General features: G+C 43.8%; 17 protein-coding genes and 1 pseudogene. 4 read left to right on the forward strand and 14 right to left on the reverse strand.

What is annotated here, in order from left to right; all coding sequences use genetic code 11:
- Window positions 1–10: 10 nt before the first annotated feature.
- Together LEP1GSC058_RS11385 and LEP1GSC058_RS11390 are read right to left on the reverse strand one after the other, a co-directional pair.
- Window positions 11–583 (reverse strand): Lcl C-terminal domain-containing protein, encoded by a 573-nt coding sequence (locus LEP1GSC058_RS11385; RefSeq protein WP_156860683.1) that lies wholly within the window; start codon window positions 581–583, stop codon window positions 11–13.
- A 22-nt stretch (window positions 584–605) separates the two neighbouring features.
- Window positions 606–3,410, reverse strand: a complete 2,805-nt coding sequence (locus LEP1GSC058_RS11390; protein ID WP_016550126.1) for an Lcl domain-containing protein — start codon at window positions 3,408–3,410, stop codon at window positions 606–608.
- Window positions 3,411–3,612: 202 nt separating this feature from the next.
- Between LEP1GSC058_RS11390 and LEP1GSC058_RS11395 the strand changes: the two genes are divergently transcribed.
- On the forward strand, window positions 3,613–4,161 hold the full coding sequence (locus tag LEP1GSC058_RS11395) for a hypothetical protein (protein ID WP_232224681.1): 549 nt from the start codon (window positions 3,613–3,615) through the stop codon (window positions 4,159–4,161).
- A 259-nt stretch (window positions 4,162–4,420) separates the two neighbouring features.
- Here the strand turns inward: LEP1GSC058_RS11395 and LEP1GSC058_RS20005 are convergent.
- The 4 genes and pseudogenes from LEP1GSC058_RS20005 to LEP1GSC058_RS11425 all read right to left on the reverse strand — a co-directional run.
- A pseudogene (locus LEP1GSC058_RS20005) lies at window positions 4,421–4,576 on the reverse strand (transposase); the annotation flags it as partial.
- Window positions 4,577–5,970: 1,394 nt separating this feature from the next.
- Window positions 5,971–6,207: an RpnC/YadD family protein gene (locus tag LEP1GSC058_RS11415; RefSeq protein ID WP_232224682.1), complete on the reverse strand. Its 237-nt coding sequence runs from the start codon at window positions 6,205–6,207 to the stop codon at window positions 5,971–5,973.
- Entirely contained in the window at window positions 6,176–6,460 is a 285-nt protein-coding gene (locus tag LEP1GSC058_RS11420; RefSeq protein WP_232224683.1) for an RpnC/YadD family protein, read from the reverse strand. The genes LEP1GSC058_RS11415 and LEP1GSC058_RS11420 overlap by 32 nt, the downstream gene beginning before the upstream one ends.
- Complete coding sequence (locus LEP1GSC058_RS11425) at window positions 6,429–7,409, reverse strand: Rpn family recombination-promoting nuclease/putative transposase (RefSeq protein WP_016550824.1); 981 nt, start codon at window positions 7,407–7,409, stop codon at window positions 6,429–6,431. Before LEP1GSC058_RS11425 ends, LEP1GSC058_RS11420 begins: the two co-directional genes overlap by 32 nt.
- A gap of 232 nt (window positions 7,410–7,641) precedes the next feature.
- Here LEP1GSC058_RS11425 and LEP1GSC058_RS11430 point away from each other — a divergent pair, with 232 nt between their 5' ends.
- The 3 genes from LEP1GSC058_RS11430 (at window position 7,642) to LEP1GSC058_RS11440 (ending at window position 9,365) form a co-directional block, all read left to right on the forward strand.
- Window positions 7,642–8,385, forward strand: a complete 744-nt coding sequence (locus tag LEP1GSC058_RS11430; protein ID WP_232224684.1) for a hypothetical protein — start codon at window positions 7,642–7,644, stop codon at window positions 8,383–8,385.
- 325 nt (window positions 8,386–8,710) lie between these two features.
- Window positions 8,711–8,971 carry a ribbon-helix-helix protein, CopG family gene (locus tag LEP1GSC058_RS11435; protein ID WP_039948323.1) on the forward strand — a complete coding sequence of 87 codons (261 nt, stop codon included), beginning with the start codon at window positions 8,711–8,713 and terminating at the stop codon, window positions 8,969–8,971.
- On the forward strand, window positions 8,949–9,365 hold the full coding sequence (locus LEP1GSC058_RS11440) for a type II toxin-antitoxin system VapC family toxin (RefSeq protein ID WP_016549884.1): 417 nt from the start codon (window positions 8,949–8,951) through the stop codon (window positions 9,363–9,365). The genes LEP1GSC058_RS11435 and LEP1GSC058_RS11440 overlap by 23 nt, the downstream gene beginning before the upstream one ends.
- 200 nt (window positions 9,366–9,565) lie before the next feature.
- Here LEP1GSC058_RS11440 and LEP1GSC058_RS11445 read toward each other — a convergent pair whose 3' ends face one another.
- Genes LEP1GSC058_RS11445 through LEP1GSC058_RS11480 form a run of 8 tightly spaced genes read right to left on the reverse strand, consistent with a single transcriptional unit; the run spans window position 9,566 to window position 21,764 of the window.
- Window positions 9,566–10,255, reverse strand: a complete 690-nt coding sequence (locus LEP1GSC058_RS11445) for a hypothetical protein (RefSeq protein WP_016550822.1) — start codon at window positions 10,253–10,255, stop codon at window positions 9,566–9,568.
- Window positions 10,255–11,034, reverse strand: a complete 780-nt coding sequence (locus LEP1GSC058_RS11450; RefSeq protein WP_016549875.1) for an MORN repeat-containing protein — start codon at window positions 11,032–11,034, stop codon at window positions 10,255–10,257. The genes LEP1GSC058_RS11445 and LEP1GSC058_RS11450 overlap by 1 nt, the downstream gene beginning before the upstream one ends.
- A 17-nt stretch (window positions 11,035–11,051) precedes the next feature.
- On the reverse strand, window positions 11,052–14,024 hold the full coding sequence (locus tag LEP1GSC058_RS11455) for an efflux RND transporter permease subunit (RefSeq protein ID WP_016550266.1): 2,973 nt from the start codon (window positions 14,022–14,024) through the stop codon (window positions 11,052–11,054).
- 5 nt (window positions 14,025–14,029) lie between these two features.
- A complete protein-coding gene (locus LEP1GSC058_RS11460; RefSeq protein ID WP_039948324.1) occupies window positions 14,030–17,116 on the reverse strand; it encodes an efflux RND transporter permease subunit in 3,087 nt (1,028 codons plus the stop codon).
- Window positions 17,116–18,600, reverse strand: coding sequence for an efflux RND transporter periplasmic adaptor subunit (locus tag LEP1GSC058_RS11465; RefSeq protein ID WP_016550384.1), 1,485 nt, complete (start codon window positions 18,598–18,600; stop codon window positions 17,116–17,118). The genes LEP1GSC058_RS11460 and LEP1GSC058_RS11465 overlap by 1 nt, the downstream gene beginning before the upstream one ends.
- Window positions 18,601–18,639: 39 nt before the next feature.
- Window positions 18,640–19,269: a tetratricopeptide repeat protein gene (locus tag LEP1GSC058_RS11470; protein ID WP_156860684.1), complete on the reverse strand. Its 630-nt coding sequence runs from the start codon at window positions 19,267–19,269 to the stop codon at window positions 18,640–18,642.
- Window positions 19,254–19,886: a lipoprotein gene (locus tag LEP1GSC058_RS11475; RefSeq protein WP_039948325.1), complete on the reverse strand. Its 633-nt coding sequence runs from the start codon at window positions 19,884–19,886 to the stop codon at window positions 19,254–19,256. The genes LEP1GSC058_RS11470 and LEP1GSC058_RS11475 overlap by 16 nt, the downstream gene beginning before the upstream one ends.
- Window positions 19,887–19,925: 39 nt before the next feature.
- Window positions 19,926–21,764 carry an Ig-like domain-containing protein gene (locus tag LEP1GSC058_RS11480; RefSeq protein ID WP_016550982.1) on the reverse strand — a complete coding sequence of 613 codons (1,839 nt, stop codon included), beginning with the start codon at window positions 21,762–21,764 and terminating at the stop codon, window positions 19,926–19,928.
- Between the last annotated feature and the right edge of the window lie 15 nt (window positions 21,765–21,779).

Genomic DNA, 21,779 nt, shown 5'->3' on the forward strand with positions numbered 1-21,779 from the left:
CAGACTCGGATTACTGAGGGGTGCTCGACACGCACCGCAGATAATACGAATTACCGGAACCTGCGGTAAAATAACTATAACCGTAGTAAAAATTCACGGTCCAAATATTCCCGTTATTTTGCGCATACTTCGTCGAAGACCAAAAAAAGTCCGGAACACCGCTACCGGAGGACGCCTGCCCCGGATCAAAGATCGAATTCAATGCCGGCGCAAATTGGGATCGATCCACAATGGACTTCAATTCTTGGATACTAGGCAGTCTCCAAGTAACGCTGCCGGAATTATAATTAGAACAATAACTACTAGCGTTAGAAAAGGTCAACGTGACTGAACCCGGATACGAAGCGTTCTTTTGACAGCCCGCCGGAGTCGCCGTGGACGAATACGAATAAGGATAGATACATTTCTGCCAATACAACTTAGTAACGTTATCGTTGATAACGCTAGCGTTATTCGCATTCACCGTAAACCTCGCTGTCTGCGCAAATACGTCCGAAAATACCCCGCAAAAAAGGATCCAAACTACTGTCCAAAAACCGAATCGCAAAACGGAAAGTTTCCCTGAGTCTAACATATACATCATACCGTTTAAACCGATCGCCTCATCATGGAACCGTGGGGGAAGAACCCGGAACTCCGGAAACGCAACGAACTATATGGGTAGCGCCGATCGCATCAAAATAGATATCCGGGTATTGAAAATCTACGTACCACGCGTTCGTAACCGTGGGAGCAAAAAGGGTGGAACTCCAATACGGAGCGGAAGCGGTACCCGAAAAGGAAGCGGAAGCGATGGAAGGACTAGTGTTGCTATAAATCGAAATCGAAGCCAATTCTTGCACGCTCGGAAGCCTCCAATTGGTAAGGGAAGCATAACCCAGACCTCCGTTTGAAACGTTCAAACCCGAGCATTGGTTCAATGCGGTGATATAATCCTTACTGACTCCTTCGTCCGTTTGTTTCCAAACCAGATAGGTATTAAAATCGAATACTACTAGATTGGTCCCGGAAAATTGGTTCGTCCATAACCCGTTAGGTGGTGTAGTCGATAATTGTTGTGCAACCGAAGTCGAAATACTGGTATCATCTCCTGCGTCGGTTTTCAAGACCTTGAACGCAAAGCCGTTGGCTGTCTCGAAAGTCGTGGTCAAAAAACTCTGCGTAATGGTGCTGGCCAATGCCAAACCTGCCGCATCCACGAGACTACCGGAGGCGATCGACCACTGAATGAGAGCGTTTTCCGGAAAGAAAATCCAAGGGAATTGGATCACCAACGTATCCGGTTGATTAACGCTTCCTAAAAATTGGTATTTTACGTTGGTAAGATCCAAGGAAACCCAGCTCGAAAGCTGAAACACCTGCACCGTCAAGTTCGGCAAATGAGAAGGATCCAATGGCTCGCTAAATACCAATGTCAATTGGGCAGAATTCGGATTCACGCCGGTAGCTCCGCCGCTCGGAGTTGCGGAAACCAATTTTGGAGCCATGGTATCCTTCCAAACGGGAATGCTCTGGCTTCCGGTTTGCATCCCATATTCCGGTTGGTTCTTCTGGTTCGCAACGCAGATAATGACGTTATTCTTGCCTGCCGTAAAATTCAAATTCGCAAGAGTCGTATTCACGGGGGTATTCACCACAATATCCGAGCCTGTCGGAGCGACCGTCACCACGTTACCGGAAACAAAAGAGCTGGTTCCGCTCGGTGCAGCCCCGTTATTGCATTCGCAATCCACTGAATTCGTGTATTTCGTTCCGCTCGGCCCCGCATATGTAGTCTTAGTAGTTGTGTTACCGTTTGTAGTCGTGCTCGTCGTACTCGCCGTGCATTGATTCCCGCCCAGCAATACCTTATACGATGCACCGTTACCGGAAAACTGCCAATTGATACCCAGATTGCTCGTAGCATTCAAAACCTTATTGGTGGGGGCAAAGCTATTGATCTGAATCGTAGGACGAGAAGAGTCGATCACATAAATCGCAGTCCCTACAGTGGACAAATTCCCCGCAGGATCCCGAGCCGTAAAATTCAGAGTCGTATTATTAGTCAGAGAGATGGCGCTCGCATTCGCCGGAGGATACGAAAATCCGTTGGTAATCGCACCCGTCAAAGAATTGATCCCTGGATTGCTACCGTCAGTCGTATAAGCCACTTGGTAACCGCTCGTAACCCCGCTATTATCCTGAAAATTCAGTTGAACGGAAATCGGAGTCACTCCGTCGTAACCGTATCCCCCGGCTCCAGGACTGGCGGTAACGGTCGGAGGAGTATCGTCTCGAGTGATCGCAAACGAATTTTGACCCGTAAACCCTGAACTCACGCAGATATAAATCGAATTGGAACCTAGGCTCAATTGGCTCGCGGAAATAAAAGAAGTATTATTCTGGTTCGCACTCGCAATCCCGCTTTCTATCACCGTCCCGTCCGAACATCCGGTCGCGTTCTGCCGAACGGAATAGCTGCCCGTTTGACTCGACTTCCAAACATAACTCGCAGTATTAACCGCTCCCGCGTTCACACTGATATAAAACGAACTAACCGGAGTGACGATCGTAACATTCGGAACGTTATGATTCACTTGGTACGAAGCGGTATTCACCCCTTCTAAATTCCCGGCCATATCTCTACAGCGATACTTGATCGTATACGAGCCGTCCCCGTTCCCTCCGATCGTAGTCGTCGTCTTAGGCGGATTCGTAATCGTCCCGTTCACCGGAACGAAAGTCGGAGACGTCCCGTCGGAAGTATAAGCCAAATTCCCGGGCGCCACGTTATCCGCGCATACGATCGTCACGGTTTGAACCCCTCCGTACGTACCGGAAGTGGGGGAAATACTGCTGCTAGGCGCGATCGTATCCGTCAAAAGCCTGGCGATAATCGGATTATCCACCACCCCGTCCCCGTTAGTATCAAAACCTTGATTCGGATAAATCGTAACCGCATTTCCGGAACAGTTTGTCCCGGTCGTCAACGTGACGGAGCCGTCGGAATGATAACATAAATAATAATCCGGAACCCCGTCTCCGTTCACATCCACCGCATACGGATTCACTGAGTTTCCTTGGTACAAAAAGAGCAAATTCGGAATTCCGTTTCCTTGAGTCGATAGACCCACCGCGCTACCATTCCCGCTCGGATCCACCACGATAGCAGACACGACTGTACTCGAATTCCCGTTCAAATTCACGGACTGTCCCGGCAAAAACTGGCTCTTCCCAAAGAAAGGAAGATTCAGAATCCCTCCCGAACTACTCCCGGAACCACCACCCCCGACTAACATTTGCTCCAGTGCGGACAAGATGGAATAATTTTGCGCCTTAGGACCGCACCCGACTCCCAAAAGGCTAGCCAAAACAATCCCCCAAACCGGGAAACCAACGATCGAATTACCTTTTTGAGTGCGTTCTAACATATATCCAACCAAACGTTCGACTTCCGAGAATGACAAAGACAGGTACGGAAAAAAAACAATTTGATAAATTCTGATCCTGAATACAAAACATATTTTTGCAACAAAAAAGAGCACAAAAAAGGCCGCCAACCCCCCAATTTTTCTCCGATTTCTTGCAAAATGCCCCCTTTCGACTGTTTTTTCTCGACATTGAGGCCGAACTATGTTGCTTTGGTCCAAGTTAAGGAGTTTTTATTCTTATATGAAACAATGGAAGACCGTTCCAGTTCTCTTATTCTTACTATCCGGAGTTCTCTTAGGTTCTTGTAAAAAAAGCAGCAGCGACGATACCGCCCAAAACCTGACCCTTTACCAACTATTAGGCATTGGACAATGCGGCCTGGTAATAAGCGGGGTTACAAAATTTGTCCCTCCTGTTGCCCTTACAAAAGGGCAATCTGGGACAGCTACTTTTATTGCGCTTAATTCCTCCTGGTATGTAAGCGCAATAACGATCACAGTTTCCGTCAGCGACCAAGTGACCGTTACGATTCCTGCAGCAGATAATTTATCGTATAGCGCCTATGTTGGCGGTTGCCCAGTGAATACTAACTCAGGAACAACGACAAGTTCTACGCAATTTACGGGCGGTGTGAGCGGATTAAATGGAACAGCTACAACAACATTTACAACTCAAGTCGCTGGAAAATATACGATCTATTTTACCGGAAATCCTCCGACCAACCCAGCCGTAACAGTCAGCATTCAATAACTAACTAACGTAACACCGATTTTGACCGGTCTCCTTGGGTTGGCACACCTAAGGAGACTCGGTTTCTTTTCTTAAATCCGGACTCCAATCGACGACTGCGTTTCTGCCTTATAGCCCAACTCCGTTGGCCCAAACTAAATGAAAGATTTACTTGCAATCCAGCCTTTCTGAACCAATCCATTTTAGGATCAAAAATCCGGATTCTCCGATTCCAACCGAACCAGTGACCGTTTTAAAACAAACCCGACTCCGCAAAATTCTCTTCTTCTGATTTCTTCATATATTCAACCTTCCATTGTCGCAAAACAAAATAGCTGATTCCTAACGATTCTGTTACTTCTTTTATCGTGAAAGAACCTTTTAATATGCGTTTTACCACTTGTTCTTTAAACTCCGGAGAGTATTCCCTTTTTTGCCCATCACTTCTTTATGCCTGATCCACATTCTATATCTTCATCAAAGATAGTTCACGGACCTTCCGATTGGCAAAATCTGTCCTTGATAAACCGCTTACCTTACACGGTTACGAAAAAGAATTCCAAAATCCCATTTTGGGATACCATTCTTTTACGAGCAAATAAATCGGCTGGAAGAAGATTTCCGATTTTATAGTCAAATATCGAAATTCGAAGACTTCTCTCAAAAACCTGTATAAAATCGTTCAACATACGAATTTTAAAGACTTTAACGAATTAAGGGAAACAGTTAAAAGCGCATACCGGTCGGCAAATTCCGGTCCTTACTATGAGTGAAAATAATTTTAGGACAATCGCTGCCTCATTATAATCTACGAAAAATCTTTATTAGATAGGATCTAACCCATCCTGAATAGGATAAAGACAAATGGAAGAAGGAATAAAGTAATGAATCTACAATCGGAAAAAATTCGAAATGTTTAGCCCGAAGTTAAGGATCTTTTTGTCCGTTCGTCCCACATCCCGAAAAGCGATATAAAAGGCTTTCTCGCACTTTTGGTCTCGATTAAACAGGAAATGCTGAAAATTGAAATAGTTAACAAAAGGCACACATCGTCATCACAATATTCATGATTGAAAGAATATCTTTGGGATGCGAATAAGAACGAACGGCTTAGGAAAGAGGGCAGTATTTATTTTGAGAATATTTTATTCCAAATTGAAAAGGGATTTCTCTTAGATATTTTGCAATATCCTAATTCGGAAAAATATCGGAGACAAAAAGATCTTCGTGGTCGAACTTGAAGCCTACGTTTACTTAGTTCCTTTCGTAGAATCTAAAAGTGAAATATTTCTTTAAACAATCATTCCGGGTGCGAAAAGCGACTCGAGATTATAGTAAAGATAGAGTAGACACTGAATGAAAAAAAGACCGCTGATTCTATTACTAAATCTGTCTCAATGTCCAAAGAAGAACAGGATATACTGAATTCTTTTGAAGCTGGAGAGTGGGTTTCAACATATTGCCGACGGATTACCTTGCCGCTTCCTTGAAAAAAATTACCGTCCACGACGGAATTGAAACTCTCTTTTGTAGGCTTAATAGAAGTTTCTCCCGGCACGATAAAAAGCGCACTTGCTCAACTTCTTCCTCGGATAAAAAGAAACGACTGGATTCATAGAGAAAAGCTGCTACCAAGACTTTAAGTAAGAACAAGAGAATTAATATAAGATTAAATCAAATCGATTTAGACTCTATTCAGAGGAGAGCGCTTGAGGCCGGCCTTACCAAACTTTGATTTCTAGCTTAATATATAAATTTGTCACTGGTAAGCTGATAGAGAAATAAATTAAGTCGGTGCAACACGAGCGACTAACGAATGTAAATGAAGGTTTACGATTCAAGAACTCCATTATCTCTAAGAATCTCCTCTGTTAGCTCGGTAATTTCTAGCACCATAGCAAGATCAATCCCTTTCATAAGCATTCTACGGGCATCGTCTAGCTTGCCTTCCAGTTTACCTTTCTGCATTCCTTTCCGCATTCCTGTCCATATACCTCGTCGAATCAATCTCTCAGCCGTCGTCATCGTTAACTCCTCATATCTCTCCAATTGTGTCCGGTGGAGCATTCAGAATTCCATGATTTCTAAGAGTCTCCTCCGTTAGCTCGGTAATTTCTAGCACCATAGCAAGATCAATCCCTTTCATAAGCATTCTACGAGCATCTTCTAGCTTGCCTTCCAGTTTACCCTCTAGTTTACCTTCCAGCTTACCTTCCTGTTTACCTTTCCGCATTCCTGTCCATATACCTCGTCGAATCAATCTCTCAGCCGTCGTCATCGTTAACTCCTCATATCTCTCCAATTGTGTCCGGTGGAGCATTCAGAATTCCATGATTTCTAAGAGTCTCCTCCGTTAGCTCGGTAATTTCTAGCACCATAGCAAGATCAATCCCTTTCATAAGCATTCTACGAGCATCTTCTAGCTTGCCTTCCAGTTTACCCTCTAGTTTACCTTCCTGTTTACCTTTCCGCATTCCTGTCCATATACCTCGTCGAATCAATCTCTCAGCCGTCGTCATCGTTAACTCCTCATATCTCTCCAATTGTGTCCGATGGAGTGCCTTCCTCAGGTCCGAAGGCTTTGATTTCCTCGCCCAGTATATATACAATAACAATTTATTTAAGTTCGCAACCCTTTTTGATTCGTCTTCAATTCCACTTAAAAGTAAAAGCAAACCGGAAAGGTGATTCACAAACTCGGACTCTCCGTCGCGGATTCTCTGGACCACTCCTAGGATGACTCGCATCGTTATGCTTTCCAGTTTTTCCTGCAATTCCACTTCTGACAGATCGAAAAGATCGATCCTGAAGTCCGGAATAAATTCGGACAAGAGATCCTTTTCCTCTCCGTTTAAATGAAACTGACTTAAAAAATTATTTTCCAAAGTCCACTTTTTTTCTCCGTGATAAAAAACGAAAGGAATCACAACCGAATATTTACCTTCCGTTCTTAGCTGGCTTCGATAGATCTCCGAAAGATAGCCTAATAGCTGAACGTAGATTCCGGAATCCAGATACGATTTATGTTCAAAAAGAAGATAAATTTGAGCCTGATTACCGGATCGTAATGGAACCGAATAGAGTAAGTCCGTCCGTTCTTCCAGTAATTCTTCGGAAACAAAACTCGATTCACACAGTTCAAGTCGATCCAAATTCAAAAGTCTGACGATATCCGGTGGTAAACTGTTTTTAAAAAAAGAACCTGCTTCCGATTTATCTTGGAATATCTCTCGAATCAGTCGGTCATGCGGATTATTAATTTCGGACATATCCCAAATCCGGTTCCAAAATCGAATCCGATGCTTGACATTTTATAAAAGCGAAACCCGAAGTTTCTTACTTGCAAAACCCTTCCTGATCGGCGAGCGTATTGATATGCAAGCGCCGATGTTTCGTAACGTTTTCGGAATACTCTTCTTCATTCTAGTTGTAACCCTCTCCTGCTCTTCGGGAAAAACAAAAGATCCGCAAATAACGTTCCCGGCAGGAACGGAACGCCCGATGGAAGTTCGAATTCTCTACCCTTCCGTCTATAACCGCTTGGTATTTTATCCGGTTTACAGAAACGGAAATACCGAACTCCGCAACGAATGGAAATCCGAACCCTTACCTACGGCCGACGAAAAGCAGAGATTGGAAAATTGGCTTCGCGAAAATCTAAAAGCGGCCGGCGCAGTCTTAACCATTCCCGGAGAACTGACGGCAAGCGGAGCAAAGATTACTATTGTCCCCCTCGGATCATGGATCCTAAACGAAAATTCCGGGATTGCCGAGTTTTTCGTATCGACGATCGAACCGAATCTAAAAAAGAACTGCACGGATCGATTCGCAGTGCGTACGGACGGAGACTATTCCCCCGAACAGTTCACGAAAATCTTTGCAAAGGTCGCTGCCGCCCGAGTGCCGACCTTAGTGAATTCCTGTCTTCACGAGATACGCTCTCCGGAACGCTCGACTTATGAATTTCAGCCTGACCTATCCGACTTTCCAACGGCGTACTTTCGAAATCTGTTACCGGGAGGAAAACCGATCGTATATTCCGGAACCTATGGGGCTTCGATCAAAGAAGAAGCGGCAAAATTACCCAAGACGATTACTTATTCTGAATGTAGCCAGGTAGCCGGAAGCACCGCCGGAACGGTACGCTGTATCGCGTACGCAAATTTCACCACCCCACCCATCCAATGGAGCGAAAAGGTAAAGGAAACTCCTACCGAATCGATCCTACAGGAAATCCGACGTTAAGTTCGTAGAATCTTGATCTGCTCGATGAATTTTTATGGTTTAAGCGCTGGCTAAGCTCTCTTTGTAATTTCTGATTTCTTTCAACTCGGCGGATATTTTTCACGCTCTTCTCGAATCTTATATTCATCTTGAATACCCATCCAAAACTCCGCTGAATTCCCGAAAAATTTGGAAAACCTGAGTTATAACCAGGGGATCGAATGAAAGATGAAGTCGATCTTCCACAAATCCGATGGTTAGATGCAAGGCTGGCAGTATTATTGTTTTTCACAGAAGTTGGCATAAAACTCCTGCTTGTAATACTTAATTGTGATACATTGTTTTTATGATAAGTTTGAGAATTCCGCCGGATTTAGAGAGAAAGCTTGATTCGTTTGCCAAATCTAAAGGCAAAAGCCGTTCGGAAATTGTTAAGGAATCTATCCTTGAATATATAAAGAATCATAGTTCAACAAAAACCCCTTTTGAATTAGGAAAAGACTTATTTGGTAAACACTCCTCCAAGCATAAGAATTTAGCAAAAGACGGAAAAGCCCATCTGGCTAATATTATAAAGGATAAGGATGAAAAACGTCGCTCTCATTGACTCAGGTCCTATCATTGCCTTATTCAATTCTTCGGATAATTATCACAAATCTGTTTTTAAATTTCTAAAAACCTTTAAAGGTTCGTTATTTACAACTTGGCCAGTAATAACAGAAGTTGTTTATCTACTTTCTTTCTCTATCTCAGCTCAATCAGATTTCTTAGAACGGGTTGAAAGAGGAAGTTTACAAGTTTTAGATATTCCTTTAGAAGATTTAAAATATATTAAGAATCGTATGCAAAAATATTCAGATTTACCGATGGATTTGGCAAATGCATCGCTTATGTGCATTGCTGAAAGGGAAGGAATTTCCAATATTATAAGTATAGATTCAGATTTTTCAATCTATAAAACTTTAAAAGGTAAGTATTTAATAAACTTATATAAGAGTTAAGACCAGCCCAGCGTCTAAATACGGCTCTACTATTCCGCTCAATCTCACTTCGTGACCTTCGCTCCGGGCACCACCACATTCCGCTTTGGCACTTCGTTTGCGGAGCAAACTCGCACCAAGTCCTTTCGGATGCGCAGAACGTCGACAAGCCTCGTCCGATTACCGAATTTCCCGGACTTTGCGCAGTAAATCCGATTCCGTTATAGATTCGTTACGACTACGAGAACGAAAAACAAAAAAGGTCCCAACCAGGTTAAAATCGCCCTACCGTAATTCTGATGAAACACGATTCGAGTCATTCTCAGATAAAAGACGCATTGCAGAATGACCGCTGTAAGAAAGAAAATTCCGTTCAAACTTAGGAATAACACCATCTTAAAGGTATCTTTCTGAATGGATTCCGGTGCGATCGAAAACAATATCAAAATAGGAAAGAAGGAAAGTAAAACATACAAGCCTGTCGAAAATGCGATCCCGAGCATCCTCTCATAAGACCGCTCCGCTTCGCCCAAAACCCAAAGAGCAACATAGCTGATAGTGGCGACGTACAATTGGAAGAGCAGAATAAAAAAGGCCATGAAGAGGATATTATACGGAAAAGCGTTCATGACGTACATGGATAAAGCGATCCTACCTTCTTGATAGAACTCCTTCATTCTATTCCCATAAACGTTCAGATATTCCAGATTAAAGAGGGAAACGAAAAGGTTGAATGCGATGTATGTGAGTAAAAAAAGACCGAAGGTCCGGAATGTATCTTTTAAGAACGCGCGCGAATCCGCCTTTAACACGCTTTCCGGATGAAGGTTATATTCTAAATTCCTAAAGAAACCTCTTGTAAAAAGATTATCAAGAAGATGTTTTTTGATTGTTTCGGTAGATAGATTCATTATTTCCGTTTCCTATTCTTGGAATGTTTCTCGTTTTTTTTCGGAGCGGAGTCCGCCGTCGCTTGATCTTTGTCGAAGATTCTGGTTTTCTCTCGATTTTCAAACCAGATACCTTGAAATAAAACACTACCGAATGGGTCCAATAACACTCCCTTACCGTGTCTCATGCCGTTTTTCCAAGCTCCGATGTATCTGGATCCGTCGTCATAGATCAGAACCCCCTCGCCGTCAAAAATCCGTCCTTGTAAATATCTCCCTACAAGCTTTCGATTGTCCGGGAGGATCATAGTACAGTCCCCTTCCGGAATATCCTCCTTCCACTCGCCTCGAAGAGTCGTCCCATCGTCCCATCGAAAAGCGCCGATCCCGTTCCTTTTATTAAAAACGAAATCTCCTTCGTAGGCTGTTCCGTTAGGATAACGATAAGAGCCTTTACCATGTCTCATTCCGTTCATCCATTCACCTTCGTAATAATCGCCTCGATCATTCCAAAAAACGCCCTTACCGTTCGGTTTGGAATCCTTCACAAGTCCCTCGTAAATATCCCCGTTCGCATACTGAAGTTTCGACAAACCTTCTTTACAAGTTCCCGAAATACATTTAGGCGAATTTCGATAACGCGCGATACCGACCCAAACGACAAAAATTGCGACGGTCCAAAAACCTAGTTTTTTCCATCGAAACGGATAGGCCAAAGACACAAGAAAGTCCTTCACTTTCCTGACCGTCAAAGAGAGGAGCGACTGCAAAAGAGATTTGAATTGGTTTGTTGGATTCATATAAAATAATTCAAGGTCTAACGAAAAGATTTTCGATTCATTCGAGAATCCTTTGCGGACCGAAAAAGATTCTCCCGTAAATACTGGATTAAAATTTGTTTAGGAAGGATTCCTTCCAAAAAGAGATAAAGCTTCGGAGTCGAAACCAAAGAGATGCCGATTCCAAGTAAGAGCGTTAATTCCATTTCCATCAAAAAGGATCCTCCTTCGGATGAAAAGAGCAGTTGCGGTGCAAACAAAGCGAGAATAAGTAAAAACGTTCTTCGCTTAAATCCCGGCTCGGGATCCTTTAATACTTTACCCAAACAAAGGATTTGAAAAGAGACCGCCGCAATCGTTAATAGCAGACCCAAATATACGGGTAAGGAAAGTTTTCCGAAAAGAAAGCTTGTAATGAGTAAGGTCAGAAAAAAAGGAAATAGAATCGTAGCGATCACTTCCAAAGCCTGCAAAAAGGATTCGAAATAGGAGGCAAACACCATGTATATAAGCAAAAAGGAAAATGCAATTACGGCATACAACCGATTCTCGGCTTCCAGAATCTTCTCAATTCCCCGCCCCAGTTCGATATGATAATTCTCCGGAAGATTCTTACTAAGTTCTTCGATGATTTTAGTCTTGATAGTATGATAGGAAGCTTCCGTCGTTCGCAAGGAAAAGGAAAGCACTCTCTTCTTGTTCTTACGGAAAATTCTCGCCGGGGACCTTGATTCTTTCTTGGAAGAGACTTCCGGAATTGGAACATATTTTCCGATCTGATTTTTGACCACGAACTTCTCTATACTCGAAGGAGATTTCCTAAACCCTTCCTGAGCGCGAATTTTAATGTCCAGCTCACGACTATCTTCCATAAATTTCGAGACAACCGAACCTTGGATCGCGGTTTTCAAGAATCCCGCGATTTCCGAATTATTTAAGGAGGCGCCGGAAGCCTTATTATTATTCAAGGACAGCTCGAGTTCGTCCCGGGGAGATTTATAATTCAAGACAGTGTCTTCCGAACCGCTGATACCGGAAGCCTTGCCCGCCAAATCCTTGGTCAACTGGTCCAGAGTATCGTAATCGTCTCCCAAAACGTCGATTTTGATCTCCTTATACCGAGAACTTTCCGATTCTCTTGAAAAGTAGCAAAAGGCAGGACTCACGTTACCTAGATCCTTACGGATCTTCTGGATAAAATCATCCCCGCTGATCTTGGATTCGTCTACAGTGATGACGAGTAGGGAATGACCCGGTTCAACCTTGGAGGTGACTTCCGAGGTCCCTTCCGTTTTTAAGAGCTTCTCTTCGATTTTTTTCGTGATCGAATTTGTTTGTGCAAAATTGAAACCGGCTGGTAATTCCACAAAGCCGATGACTTTGCGGTTTTCTGTGGAATAAAAAAGTTCCTTATTCGCGTCGATTAAACGAAAAACTCCTGCCGAAATCACGATCAAATATGCGGCGAGAAAGATCCGTTTCGGGAAAATGTCGTAGGCGCTTCCTCGGTTTCTTGAAATTCGCGTCTCTTCGTACGGCAACGTAGAATAAGAACGAAAATATTTTTCCTGAACCATCCGGACGGAAGAATACAAAGGAATGTATAAAAAATAGGACAGGGATAGATACAAGGAAAGGAACGCGCCCAATCTCATCGTGGACTGCCCCGTATCGGAATCTAAATAATATAATGGAAGGCATAAAGAAAGGATAATGATAATGAAACTGGCAAACTCTCCGATCGTATTCCTAAGTTTAAAGCTCCCTTGAGCCGAGTCTCGTCTCTCGCAAAGAAATTTATAAACGAAAAACCAAAGCCCGTATCCGATGATTTCCGCACTCGCAATAATCAGATCGAAATCGATCTTCGATAAAAAAAGAAAGAACTGAATGATGAAAAAATTCAGAGGAAGTTGCAAAAAAAGGGTTAAGTTGATTTCCGGACTGAACTTCCGTTGATTCCTAAAATGCAAAAACGCAATGAGCAAAATTCCAAGCAGCGTACATGTTAGAATATTCGAATATGTTTTTCTGACGGATTCGGATTGGTCGTAAACGACGCTAAAAGTAACGTCCGGCAGTCTTAATTCTTGCAGCTTGTTTCGGACTTCTGAGGCAATTTGCATCGTATTGCCGAGAGAAGATTTATAAACGAAGATGCTGACCATCTCCTTTCCACTGACGCGCGACGCGCTCTCCTCGTCCCGAAAAGAAAAGGAAACGTCTGCTACATCCTGCAGAAAAAAAACTCTTCCCATTTCGGGAGAATAGAAAGGTTGCGTTTGGATGTCCCGAATAGTTTGGTATTTCCCGGAAAGAAGCAGGTTGTATTTCAAACCGTTCTTTTCTACCGCCCCGATCGAAGCGGATTTATTATTTGTTTGAATGACTCTTTGAATATCCTGCAGATCTAAACCGTAAGCGCGGAGTTTTTGAAGATCGCAAGCGATCAATACTTCCCGGACCTTACCCCCCGAAGCGGCGATCTGACTCACCCCTTCTATGTTCTCCAAATATCTCTTGACCTCGTGATCTGCAATACTTCTGAGAGTGGTAAAGTCGAACTTCTTGCTTTCAATTGAGATGATGATGATCGGTTTTTGGTCGGGGTCGTACTGGAAAATGAGCGGCTTATGCGCTTCTCTCGGAAAATTACTGGCAACGGCGTCCACCCGTTCCCGGATCTCCAAACCTTTAATGTCGATATTGGTCCCTTTTTGGAATTCGATATTGATTTCGACCCTGCCTCTTTCGGCGGAAGATCGGAGTTCTTCGATCCCTCCCACGCTGGAAACCGCCTCTTCGATGGGAACGGCAAGGATCTCTTCCACTAAAAGAACGTCTGCTCCCGGATATTCGACGGAAATAGAAAGGCCCGGATATGCGGAAGTCGGAAACAAAGTGACAGGAACTTTAAAGAAAGATAATACTCCGAAAAGAAAAAATCCCGACAAAATCATCGCGACCGTTAATGGATGCCTGTTAAGGAAACTTTTTTCTCTGTTACTCATAACGATTATCCTCTCTTATTCTTTAAAAGAAGAAAGAACAGGACGGGGATGAGATACAAACTGAAGAAGAAAGATGTCAAAAGACCGACGATTACCACGATCGCCATCGGAGATTGGAACTCCGTCCCTTTTTGAAGTTCGAGCATGATCGGAAGTAAGCCGAGGATCGTCGTCGCATTATTCATCAGGATGGGCCGTAAAACGATTTTACCGCTATCCGTAATGACTTTACGAAGCGGGATGTTTTCCTTACTGAGAAGATGGACATATTCGTAATATAAAGCTGCGTTATCTACGACGACGCCCAAAAGAAGCACTAAACCCATAAACGAACTGACATTCAGACTTTTTCCAAAAAGAAATAGGGCGGGAAAGACGCCTATAAACATCAAAGGAATCGTGCATATCATAATTAACGAATAAAGCAACGATTCGAACTGACTGGCCAGCAGCATATAAATCAGAACGATCGCTAAGATGAAGGAGAAAGTCAAATCGCCGAAGGACTTATCTATATTCTCCTGTTCCCCTGAAAACCGGATCCGATAACCGTCCGGCAGGTTCATTTTGGAAATCAGATTCTTAACTTCCCGGTAAGGAGCGTTCGACTCTTGAAAATCGACGTCCGCGGTAACTAAATTCACGCGGGAATTACCCGTACGTACGATGGAAAGCGGTGAATCCATTCTTTCTATCTTTCCGATCTGGGATAATTGGATCAGATTTCCTTGCGGCGATTGTACGCTCATCGCCATGATTTTTTCCAAGGAATTTACGTCCTGCTTCTGAAAGAAGAGGCGAACATCGCTGCTTTTACCCGCTAATTTGATCTTAGTGATTACCGAACCGTAATTAGCCATCCTCAGATAATTGGAAAGATAATCGTTGCTTAAGTTGAAGATGCTGGACTTAACCGTATCGAAACTCAGCGCATATTCGGCCGACTTATCATCCATGCTGATGCGGGCATCTCTGATTCCCGGGAGTTTCGCAAGCTTACTCTTTAAATTATGACCGATTTCGCTTAATGTAGAAAGATCTTCGCCTAAAATTTCCAGACTTAAACCGTTCGAGTCGGGAGACACCACTGATGAAAGCACGTCTCCGCTGTTCTCAAAATGAATTTCGACTTCTTCCGAAAAATGAAACTTAGATCGGATTTTCGAAATGAATTTTTCCGAGGATAAATGCGAATTTTCCTTTAAAACGACTCGAATAGACGCCCGGTTCGTCCCCCAATTACCCTTCTTCCGAGTTGCAATTTGGTCCTCTTCGAATCCGATTCGCGAGATGACGCTTTTGACTACAGGTTCCTTTAATAAAAGACTCTCTACGTAACGCGTGATTTCTGAAGTCGCTTCTAAGCCCGAACCGTTTCTCGCCTTAACGAGTATGGAAAATTCTCCGGTATCGACTCGGGGAATGAATTCCATCGGAAGAATGAATAAAAAAAGGACGGACACGGAAAATAAAGCGCCTATCAAAAGAAACAAAGGTTTTGGCCTATCCAAGTAACCGGATAATTTAGCTTCGTATTTCGATAATAGATTTCTATGAAACTCTTCCGATCTCTTAAAAACGGATTCGGTCAGAAATCTCGGCTCCATCGGAATGCCGTACAAAACGGACGTTAGCATCGGAATCAGAGTTAAGGAAGCGACCAAACTCATGAGTAAGGCAAGAGTGATGGCGAGTGCCATCTCTCCGAAAACGATACCGATCATGCTCTTAAAGAAAATGATCGGCAAAAATACGATAACCGTAGTCAGAGTGGCGGAAACCACCGACCCAGTGACTTCGAGAGTTCCTTTTACTGCCGCATCCTTGACTTCGGCGCCTCGCGCTAAATTTCTTTCAATCGCGGAAAAGACCACGTTGCTCGTATCGAATAACATACCGATTCCGAGAGCCATTCCGCCTAACGACATCATGTTTAATGAAATTCCGAAAAGATAAAAAAGGAGAAGGGTGGAAAATAAACTGGCTGGTATCACCGTTAAAAGAATCAGAGGACTTTTGACGTTTCTGAGCAAAAAGACCAGAACTAAAAAAGCCAAAATCATTCCCGAGATCAAGGAGCTAGTGACCCCCGAAATAGATTCACTGATGAATTTCGATTCGTCGTAGACGCTCTGTGCCGAAATCTCGCGGCCGAATTTTTGATTAATGATTTCTAATTCGTTTTTGACTCTCTCGGAAATTTCTACCGAGTTGCGGCCGGACTCTTTGTAAAGGTAAGCGATCACGCAATCCTTTCCGTTGTATCGAGCGATTCCGGTTCTTTCCCGATAACCTTGCCGAACATTGCTAAAGGATGCCAACCGGATCGGAATTCCTTGGGCATTATTGCCCACGACCGCCTCCCCGATGCTTTCGATCGATTTGAATTCGCCAACGGCCCTGACTAAATAATCCTTGTCGCCGACCGGTAAGGTTCCGGCGGGATAACTAACATTCGCAAGGGAAATCGCCTTCCGGACGTCGAACAAGGAAATGCTATAGGAATTCATTTTCTCCGAATCGATCTCGATCGAAATTTCCTTTTTATAGCCTCCGGAAAATTGGACAGCCGCCAAGCCTTCGATTCTTTCGAAATACACTTTTACGTTGTCGGAAAGAAATCCCCTCAAGTCCTTTTCTTGAACTCCTTCCTTAGGAAATATTACAATTTCCTGAAATGCCGATTGGGAAGGATCGAACCTGGTAACCAATGGTTTACTCGCATCCTGCGGGAGGCTATCTCGAACCAAATCGATTTTTTCGCGAACGTCTATGATTGCATAATCCAAGGAAGTATGATTCGAAAATTGGACAGTCACGACCGACATGCCTTCCATCGATTCTGAATTGACCGATTCAACTCCGCCAATCGTTCCTATCGAATCGGAAATCGGCTTCGTAATGAGACTTTCGACTTCTTCGGCGGATGAATTCGAGTAATGGGTTACGATCGTTACCTTCGGAAATTCTAGCTCCGGCATTAAATTAATCTTTAATTTACTTAAAGCGATAAACCCGAATAAGATGAGAGCCGACCAAACCATAGAAATGGTGACCGGTTTGCGGACGCAAAACTTGAGGAGAGCTTCCATTACCTAAGAATCGCAGGACTGACTGGCATTCCGTCTCGCAACTGAGATAACTTATCCAAAAGGATCACGTCCCCGTTCTGCAGTCCGTTCGTGATTTCTATTTCGTCGCCGTGCTTCTTACCGGATTGCACTTCGGTTCCGTAACATCTGCCGTCTTTCATGACGAAAATGGAGGTTTTTCCGGATTCATTGGAGACGAGCGACGTCATTGGGACCAAAATTGTAGGAGCGGGATCTCCGAGAACTATATTCGCCCGGATAAACATCCCGGGTTTTAATTTCCTGCCGACATTATCCACAATTGCCCGCACTTCGACAGTGTGTGCCTTCTGGTCTACTAGAGGGCTGACTAAAACCACCTTGCCTGAAAATTTGGAATCCTTAAAAACGTCTGCGGAAAAATCCACTCGCATCCCCTTTTTTAGGACGGTAGATTCAGTTTCCGTAATATTAAAGACCGCATAAACTTTATCTATATTGATTACCGTCAAAGCGGGTTGATTTCCCCCTGATCCCGAAAGCAATTCGCCCTCGTTTTTATATCGCTTTGCTACGACTCCTTTCAAGGGGGAATAAACCATGGCCTCTTTCAGCATAGTCTTTGTCGAATTCACTTGAGCCTCGTGCGAGTGCATCACGCCTTCCGCCACTTCCAATTCGGCCTTTTCTATTTCGGTATTGATTTCCTTTAGTAGATTCAGCTTTTCTTCCTTCGATTTCGGGAGTGCAAAGCCGTTACGAATAATATCTTCGTCCGTCAATCCGATACTATGAATCTCTAAATCCCGTTTTGCGATACTGAAGCTCGACTCTTTCGCGGTAAGATTAAGCTTGGCATTCTCGAACTCTTCCCGACTCAGACCGCCGGCTTTATAAACTTCCTCTATACCGAAGAAGGTGTTCTTCGATTTCTCAAGATCCTCCTTCGTTTTCTCGTAGATAACTTTACTTTTTTCCATCTCTTGAAGCTTGGCAAAAATTCCCATTTTTGCCTTCTCATACTTCTCTCGTGCAAGCCTTACTTGGGACTTAGATGATTCCAAGGTCGCCTGCTGCTTCATGAGTTCGAGCTCCATCTGCAGACTTTCTACTTGAAAAAGCTTCTGTCCTTGATGAACGTCCTCTCCCTCTTTAACGAAAAACTTTTCGACTCGACCTCCGATTTTGGAATAGAGATCAACCTTATCGGTGAAGTCGATCAAACCGGATACGTCTATATTGGGTGAAATCAGTTTAGACTCGACCTGCTTTGCCGAAACGGACATTGCCGATTGACTACCGGGTTCTCCTTCGGAGATTTCGTCTTTACCTTTCGAACCGAAATCCAAGGGCTTAAAAATGGCTGCCCCCGACCTGGAAAGGAACGAGTTTGAATTTCCTTTCACAAGCTTGGAATAAAGCAGATAAAGAACCAAATAAATAGCCAAAGCCGATAAAACGAATCTGCCGGGCTTACCGAATAAAGAGGACCGAATTGATGACATACGATAATATCCGTTTACGTTTCTAATGATCGGTTTAAGCTATTCTTTCGAAGTGAGGTTTTCGAACTTTCGTTGGTGAAAATTTGCTTTTTGCGTAATATTTGCTTTTTTGTAAATTTCCGCCAATCTTTTGTGAGCCAATGCCAGCGGAAGTGTTTGTAAAACGACTTGGTTATAACTTTGAATCGCCTGATCCGTCTTTCCGGATTCTTCCAGCAAACGGCCGTTCATAAAAAGCAGCTCGATATTACCGGCATCGCGTTTCGCAAAAGACTGAATATTATCGAAAAGAGATTTATCTCGAATTCCCGCCGCAAATTGGGTTTTTATAATCCATAGCAAAGGAGTTAAATTCTCACGATCCTTGTCGTATGCTTCGGTAAAACACTTTAAGGCATCCTGGAACTTCATATCGAAATAATAGGCTCTGCCCAACGTAAAAGAGACGTCTTTATAATCGGGTTTGGCATCGTAAACTTCCTTTAAAAGCTTAGCAGCCTCCACTCTTTTATTCGCCCAAAAAAGCCCCTGAGCTTTATTATATTTTTCTTCTAATTTCTTTTCGTCGGGGCCGCACTGGTTAAAAAGAAATAACGACGCAACGATAAGTAAACCGATCGGCACCCTTCTCGATCTAATTCTAAATGATGTAACTAAAGTATTTTCCACCAAGGTTTCTTCTCTTCCCTCTTATCTATTTTATCTATGATCCTCGTGCAAATCACCTTCAGTAGCTCCGCTTCAGTTAACACTTTCCCTTCTATGGTATAATTAATGCTACTGACGATTTTGCCCGATTTATCGAAGACCTCTAAAAAGACTATTCCACTTTCCGTCTTATCGATTAGTCGACGATTGTCACCCATCGATATCGCACCCTGGATAAGAAAATCGAAGTTCGTAACGCTTTGAACGGATTTGATTTCCGATTCTTTTAAAAGCCTGGAACTCAAATCCGAACTGATATGCCCTGGGTCTCCCGCTAGTAACGCTTTATTACCTTCGGCTCCGAGTAGGAGGTCCTTCTTCGGGTTTCCTTCATCGCCTTTTACATAATCATCGATCACTAAGATTCCGTAACCGGCATCCAATAATTCGAATTTAAGCATGCTAGTTAAATTTTTCGTATTAAATGGATCGAAATGGTTATCTCTGTTTTCGATGAAACCGAGCAGATACGTGGATTTTACTGCTTCCCGTTTCGTTGCAACTCGGATTGCCCCGGTATTAAAATAGCTGCAGTCAATGACCAAAATAGCAAGTAAGATGAATGACATTCGTCTCATTGATTCTTTACCTCGTAAAAATTCATACCCCTCCATAGATCATTGACTCACGAATGAGAACGAGAAAGGAGTAAGTAATTGTCTTCCATTAACGTCCGTCGCCGAATTTGCCACTTGTAGGGTATAAACGGGACCGTTCGGATCGGTCGCAATTACGGTGTAAGGAATAGCACTCGTAAAGTCGAACCCGGCCCTTGTCATATTATAATCGCCCGATGCGCCGAAGGCACTGCTGCCCCCGCAGCTGGATTCGATCTCCGAGAATTCCAAATCCAGCACTCGACACCCGTAAGGAAAGGAAAGTTGACAATCCCTCCAGACCCATGTAGCCAACCGGATTACCGTGGAAGTCCCGGTAATCCGGTTTAAGGAAATCGCATTCATCGTCGTGCGAGCGTCCATATAATTATTGAATATGATTCGGAAATCATCCGTTGTTTGATCTGCGCAAGCGGCCGCATCATTAAGACCGTCGTCTCCTCCGCGGAACTGATATGCGCTAGGAGAAAGGATCTGCTGTGAGTAATCCCACCAACAAAAACCCATCGACCAATTCCCGCCAGTGGAACTACCGGAACCGGGAAACGACGTTGCACAACCGGGTTGACTAACTAAACCTACTGACTGGACCGACGGAGACGGATTGATTCCGCCTGCGACAAAAGAGGCGCCGATCGCTTGCTGCAATGGAACGAGATTTGCACTCAATGCGCCGGTTCCGATGGCGACCGTATAACGGGTTCCGAATCCTAACGTAGAATCCGAAACGAGCGTAAGTGTTTGATTTCCGTTCGACCAAGTATAGCTACCTGAAATTGCCGGGGAAAACGAAATCGCGTTTTGCACACTCTGCGTGTTCATCGGTAATCCGAAATTGAAAACGACCGTATTGGTTGTGGGATCGCCTAAACAAGCGTTCGTAACGTTACTTGTCAGAATATTCGACGCGGTTCCGATACCTGCCTGGCAGCCTGCCTGAGAACCGGTTAATACTGTGAGTGAAGTTACAGTCGGTGTCGCATTTCCGGAACCGACTAAAAAGCTTCCTTGCACGCTTTGTTTCATCAAGATTCCACCACTATCCGCCGCACTTCCGCCAACAGTAAACGTATACCTTTGGTTCAACGCTAGCGCGTTATCCGGAGTAAATGTGAGAATGCTCCCGGATGACCAGACAAAACTCCCTGAAACACTGGGACTAATCGATATTGCGGAATTTGTCGAGTTGGGATCCATTGCTCTCGAAAAATTGATAATGATTTGGTTTTGGTTTGGGTCCCCCATACACGCATTCAAGACGGACCCATTAAGAAAGTCGGTTAGAGAAGCGCCAGCCGTATTGCAAGCAGATGTAGTTCCTGCATAGACGTACATGTTGGTTACAGTCGGATTCGAACCTAAAGAACCGCCCGAAGCGGAACCTCCTACCGCTACGGAAGCGCTAAACGGGTTCTCGATGTCCATACCGTTGGGATCTTCGCAAGACTTCGTCAGTGTAAACGTATAGGTTCCCGGATTTAGCGCTGCAGTCGGAGAAAATGTGAGAATAAGACCGTTCGTATTGCTGAAAAAACCGGAGGTAGCGGGAGACATGGTAAAAGCGGTTTGGCAACTATTGACATTCATAGCTCGACTGAAACCGATCGAAAATGATTGGCTCGTAGGCAAATTCTGTGCGCCTGTAGTAGGATTGCTAAATAGAACTTTGGGAGGCGCCGTCTCCCCGATAAAAGGGTCGATTTTCAATAATTTATCCGAAAGCTTTTGACAATTCCCGAAACCAAACACCGATAAAATAACGAGAGCCGGCAATAAGCTCTTTTTTTGAAATCCTCGTTTCATTTTCATAGACCCTAAAATATTTATAAATTCTCTCATTCTCGACTCCACAAA

The sequence above is a fragment of the Leptospira fainei serovar Hurstbridge str. BUT 6 genome (assembly GCF_000306235.2).
In the GTDB taxonomy this organism is placed as follows: domain Bacteria; phylum Spirochaetota; class Leptospiria; order Leptospirales; family Leptospiraceae; genus Leptospira_B; species Leptospira_B fainei.